This window comes from Novosphingobium sp. FG90 (genome assembly GCF_057808725.1).
On the sequence record NZ_JBMDIO010000077.1, the window covers coordinates 1 to 4,983 of the forward strand.

Consider the following 4,983-nt stretch of genomic DNA (forward strand, 5'->3'; position numbering starts at 1 on the left):
AAACACCGATCAAACTCGGGACACACCAGAGCGGCGGGCTCGTGAATAACCCGGGTTAATGGATGACTCCGTTAATCCAGACTTGCCGTATCAAATTACCCCGCATCGATAAATGACAAGGCGTGGTGGCGATCGGGCCAATTCGGAACTGTCAGCGTCGTGACAGGGCCAGCAGCACGCCGTTCATGAACAAAGGGTATTCTTGTCGGGCAGCGTCTGCCGAAGAACGCCCTGGCGCATCTTCGGCGCCGGACTGGATGAGATATGGAACCAGGCACATCGCGGCTGTTTTGGTTCTTGCCTGCCCGCTTCCGAGAGCGGGCCCATCCAAATGACAGGAGCGTTCATGACCGACCGCCTCGCACTGCAAGATCCTCGCACACAGTATCCGCAGCCCCCGTTTCCAGAACAGCCGCAGACGGCGCCCGGCGTTGCCGCGGAAATGGACCCCAAGCCTGATCATGGCGAGGACAGCTATGTCGGGGCCGGCAAGCTCAAAGGACGAAAGGCTCTCATCACAGGGGGCGATTCCGGTATCGGGCGTGCTGCTGCAATCGCTTACGCGCGCGAAGGTGCAGATGTCGCCATTGCCTACCTGCCTGACGAGGAAAAGGACGCGAAGGAAGTCCTTGCCCTCATCGAAGCTGAAGGCCGCAAAGCCGTGGCTTTGCCCGGCGATATTACCGACGAGGCCTGGAGCAAGCAGCTGGTCGAGGACGCAGTGAGCGGACTTGGCGGCCTGGATATCCTGGTCATCAATGCCGGTCGCCAGCAATTTCGCGAGAGCGTTGCCGAGGTCAGTTCGCAGGATTTCGACAAGACCCTCAAAACCAATCTCTACGCATTGCACTGGATTGCCCAGGCTGCCGTTCCTCACCTGCCCGCGGGCGCATCAGTCATAACGACGGCGTCGGTTCAGGCCTATGAGCCGTCCGATATTCTGCTGGACTATGCCACGACCAAGGCGGGCATCGTCGCCTATACAAAGGCACTTGCAAAACAATTGATCGAAAAAGGCATTCGGGCCAACGTCGTGGCCCCTGGTCCGTTCTGGACTGTGCTGCAGCCTAGTGGTGGCCAGCCTCAGGAAAAGGTCGCCAAGTTTGGCGAGCAGAGCCAGTTCGGTCGTCCCGGGCAGCCGGTAGAAATTGCGCCCGTTTACGTGCTCCTCGCTTCGCAGGAGGCCAGTTACATCACGGGAGAAGTCTATGGCGTGACCGGCGGCGCCGGCATCGCTTAAGATATCCTGGCGGCCCGGCCCTTCGCCGGGTCGCCAGTTCGGAACTTGTGACTGATACCGAATGCGAGACGCACGGGGGGTGTTGCGGAATTGAGCCCGCTCACACATTGCACATCGAGTTGAGTCGTCTCTTTGATCCGCCACGCAAGCGATAGGGCGGCGCTGGCCATGGTCGCCGCATCATGCCGGGTATCGGAACCTGCCGATCGGGCGCAAGCCATTCTTCCCGACGTCAAGATGATCTACACCACGGGATACACCCGCAACGCTGTGGTTCATAACAGTCAGCTCGATCCCGGCACCGAATTCCTCGCAAAGCCATTTGGCATTGACCGGTTCGCCGCCAAGGTAAGGGCTATGCCGGACCAGACCTAAAACGCAGTGGGCCCGAAACCCGCTCGAATGTCAGCTATCCTTATGGTTCGGCGGCGAACCGGACATTCGCCTTTCGGCCATTCAGACTACTCGCGCTGCTGGGGCTTGGCTGAGTACCCGCCTGCAAGGCCACGACGGCGGCCTTGCCGAAGGTGCCGGGACTTCTGTCGTTTCCGACCAGCTAAGCTTGCGTCAACGATGTCAGTATTCCGATCGCGGCCGAGGCAGTGACACGGCATTCAAATGCTGGTTTCGGGCCATACCATCGCTCAGCACTCCGCCGCAGCGTCACCAGAAAAGAGTGGCAATACAGGTTCGGAGATCTTCTCGCCGAAGTTCGAAACGCTGACTCCAACCAGACGCACCCCCTTGGCAGTCGGAAGAACTGAACGAATTAGCGCGAGGCTTACCTCTCGCAGCGCGCCTTGCCCGTCGACGACAGCGTTAAAAGTGCGGCTGCGAGTAACCTGCTTAAAGTCCGCGAATTTGACCTTGACCGTTACGGTGCGACCAAATGCTTGAGCCCGCTCGCACCACGCCCAGACATCGTCAGCTTGCCCAAGAACCCCGGCTTCGATTTCATCGCTGCCAAATAGGTCCCTGTCAAACGTCGTTTCGGAGCCTGAGGACTTTCGCTCGCGGTCTGGGTTGACCAGGCGGTCGTCGATGCCGCGGGCAATACCATGGTACCACCGCGCTGAACTGCCGAAATGACGCTGAAGGAAATCCAGAGATTTTGCCCTCAGATCGCCGCCGCTCTCTATCCCCAATGCGGCCATCTTACGGGCCGTCACTGGTCCCACTCCATGGAAACGCGAAACCGGCAGCGTTTCCACCCAACTTTCCCCCATGTCCGGTGTCACGGCGAACTGACCATTCGGCTTACGTTGGTCGGAAGCGAGCTTCGCAAGGAACTTGTTATACGAGATGCCGGCCGATGCCGTGAGGCCAGTCTCCTCGAGTATCCTCGCCCGGATTTCCTTCGCGGTCAGCCACGCTGACGGCAGACCGCGCCTGTTGGCAGTGACGTCGAGATACGCCTCATCAAGCGACAGAGGCTGGATCAGATCAGTGTAGTCGGCGAAAATCGCGTGGATTTGCCGCGAAACCTCTTTGTAGACATCAAAGCGTGGTGGGACGAACACAAGGTGCGGACAGCGCTTGAGGGCTGTTACTGTGGAGCGGCGTGCAAAATTAACCCCCTTAGCGGGGTGATCGGCGTCTAAAATTGACACGTGCTAGCGCATTTCGGCGCTTCGGCCGCAAATCGGCACTGAAATGCCCCTGCCCTTCCCCGTGTTTCTGATTGGCTGTTCTCTGGTATCTCACGGACCAAGGACAGCTGTGATGCAACGATCCTCTCCCCTACGACTGACGGTCGATCTGGTGATTAGGCGACCTTCGCATGACCCTTTATATCGTAGGGGAATCGCGCAAGTTGGGGTGGCTTGCAAAATCTCGCAAACAGCGCGACCATGACGGTGGGCCACCGCAGACGACGGGTGACGCCGCCCCATTCGACGCAGGGGTGCCGGCTTACATCCGAGAGTCACCGTGGTTGCTCAGATCGTCGTTTGATTGAGTTGGTTCGCCTGCTTGCCAGAATAGCCGCACGCGAAGCGTATCAGGAGATGAATGAGGAGCAGCCGCTTGACCGCTCCTGAGAAATGAGGCCTTGCGCTGTGAAAGTTGCGATCTACGCCCGCTATTCTTCTAATAACCAGCGCGATGCCTCGATCGCTGATCAACTACGCATCTGCCGCATTCACGCCGAAAAGCAGGGATGGCAAATCGCCGAAGAATACACCGACCATGCGATTTCGGGTGCCTCGTTGTTGCGACCAGGCATGCAAGCCTTGATGAGTGATGCAAACCGCGGTCGGTTTCATATCGTCCTGGCTGAAGCAATGGACCGGCTCTCCCGGGACCAGGAGGATATTGCAGGCCTTTTTAAACGAATGGCCTATTCTGACGTGAAGATCATTACTCTGTCTGAAGGCGAAGTCACGCATCTGCATGTCGGCCTCAAAGGCACTATGAATGCACTGTTCCTGAAAGACCTGGCCGACAAGACGCGCCGCGGCCTGCGTGGACGCGTAGAACTAGGTAAATCAGGCGGCGGTAACTCCTATGGTTATGACGTTGTCAGACGTCTCTTGGCAAACGGCGAATTGGATCGTGGCGATCGATCGATTAACCCACAGCAAGCCGATATCGTTCGACGTATCTTTCGTGAATACGCTGCTGGAAAGTCCGGGCAGCGGATCGCGTACAGGCTGAACGCAGAGGGAATTCCCGGCCCTTCAGGTGGCGCCTGGGGTGCAAGTACAATCAACGGAAATCCCAAGAGAGGTACCGGCATACTCAACAATGAGATGTATATCGGAAGGATAATCTGGAACCGACTGCGCTTCGTCAAGGATCCGGATACTGGAAGGCGCCAGTCACGCCCGAATCCTGAAGAAGAGTGGGTTATCCAGGAAGTTCCGGATCTCCGCATCGTTGATGGCGATCTCTGGAAGAAGGTCAAGGATCGCCAAGCGAAATGTGCGATCGGACCACAAAGCGACTGCAGTTCTCCCCTGCCGTTATGGCAGCGTCGCCGGCAGAGATATTTACTTTCAGGTCTGCTGAAGTGTGGATCCTGTGGAGGGACCTACTCGGTTACCTCAGCAACTGGCCTCGGCTGCTCATCGGCATGGAACAAAGGCACTTGCAGCAACCGTCGAACCATGCGGCGCGACCACCTGGAGGAACGCGTTCTGGCCGCGCTGCGCGGCCATCTTATGGACCCATCCCTGTTTGCTGAATTTTGCGCGGAATTCACAAGGGAGACAAACAACATTCGGCGACTTGCAGCTGCCGGAAGAGAATCGGCAGAGGCCGAGATAAAGAAGATCGACCGTGATCTCGAAAAGATGGTCGATCTCATTCTTGCCGGCGGAACCGCAGATAAGATCAATGCCAAGATGCTGGCGATGGAAGCGCGTATGAAGGTACTCCAGCGCGAATTGGATGACGGCGATCAACCGCCTCCGCTCCTACATCCGAGCATGGCGCACCACTACCGCGCGCAGCTCGACAATTTGGCAAAGACGCTCGACCATGCCGACGAAGCCAAACGCTTCGAAGCATCAGAGATCATCCGATCATTGATCGACGAAATAACACTCACGCCAGTAGGCGACAGCCTGGAAATCGAGGTCCGAGGCGATCTGGCGGGCATGCTATCGATCGCGCACAGACAGCGGAAAGCCCGCTCAAAGGCGGGACTTAGGTCGACGGATTCTGAGGACAGCCAATTACAAGTATCGATGGTTGCGGGGGTAGGATTTGAACCTACGACCTTCAGGTTATGAGATAGCTAC

4 protein-coding genes are annotated in these 4,983 nt (G+C 57.6%); 3 read left to right on the forward strand and 1 reads right to left on the reverse strand.

Going from position 1 to position 4,983, the window contains the following annotated elements; translation table 11 throughout:
- The first annotated feature begins 346 nt into the window (after window positions 1-346).
- Window positions 347-1,240 (forward strand): SDR family oxidoreductase, encoded by an 894-nt coding sequence (locus ACODRZ_RS26325; RefSeq protein WP_036528184.1) that lies wholly within the window; start codon window positions 347-349, stop codon window positions 1,238-1,240.
- A 132-nt stretch (window positions 1,241-1,372) separates the two neighbouring features.
- Window positions 1,373-1,615 carry a response regulator gene (locus ACODRZ_RS26330; RefSeq protein ID WP_036528183.1) on the forward strand — a complete coding sequence of 81 codons (243 nt, stop codon included), beginning with the start codon at window positions 1,373-1,375 and terminating at the stop codon, window positions 1,613-1,615.
- 269 nt (window positions 1,616-1,884) lie between these two features.
- Here ACODRZ_RS26330 and dinB read toward each other — a convergent pair whose 3' ends face one another.
- The gene (gene dinB / locus ACODRZ_RS26335) at window positions 1,885-2,850 is read right to left on the reverse strand and encodes a DNA polymerase IV (RefSeq protein ID WP_488986296.1); all 966 of its coding nucleotides are present in this window, start codon (window positions 2,848-2,850) and stop codon (window positions 1,885-1,887) included.
- A 447-nt stretch (window positions 2,851-3,297) separates the two neighbouring features.
- On the opposite strand from dinB, the gene ACODRZ_RS26340 reads away from it, so the two are divergent.
- A complete protein-coding gene (locus tag ACODRZ_RS26340) occupies window positions 3,298-4,974 on the forward strand; it encodes a recombinase family protein (protein ID WP_488986297.1) in 1,677 nt (558 codons plus the stop codon).
- The last annotated feature ends 9 nt before the right edge of the window (window positions 4,975-4,983 follow it).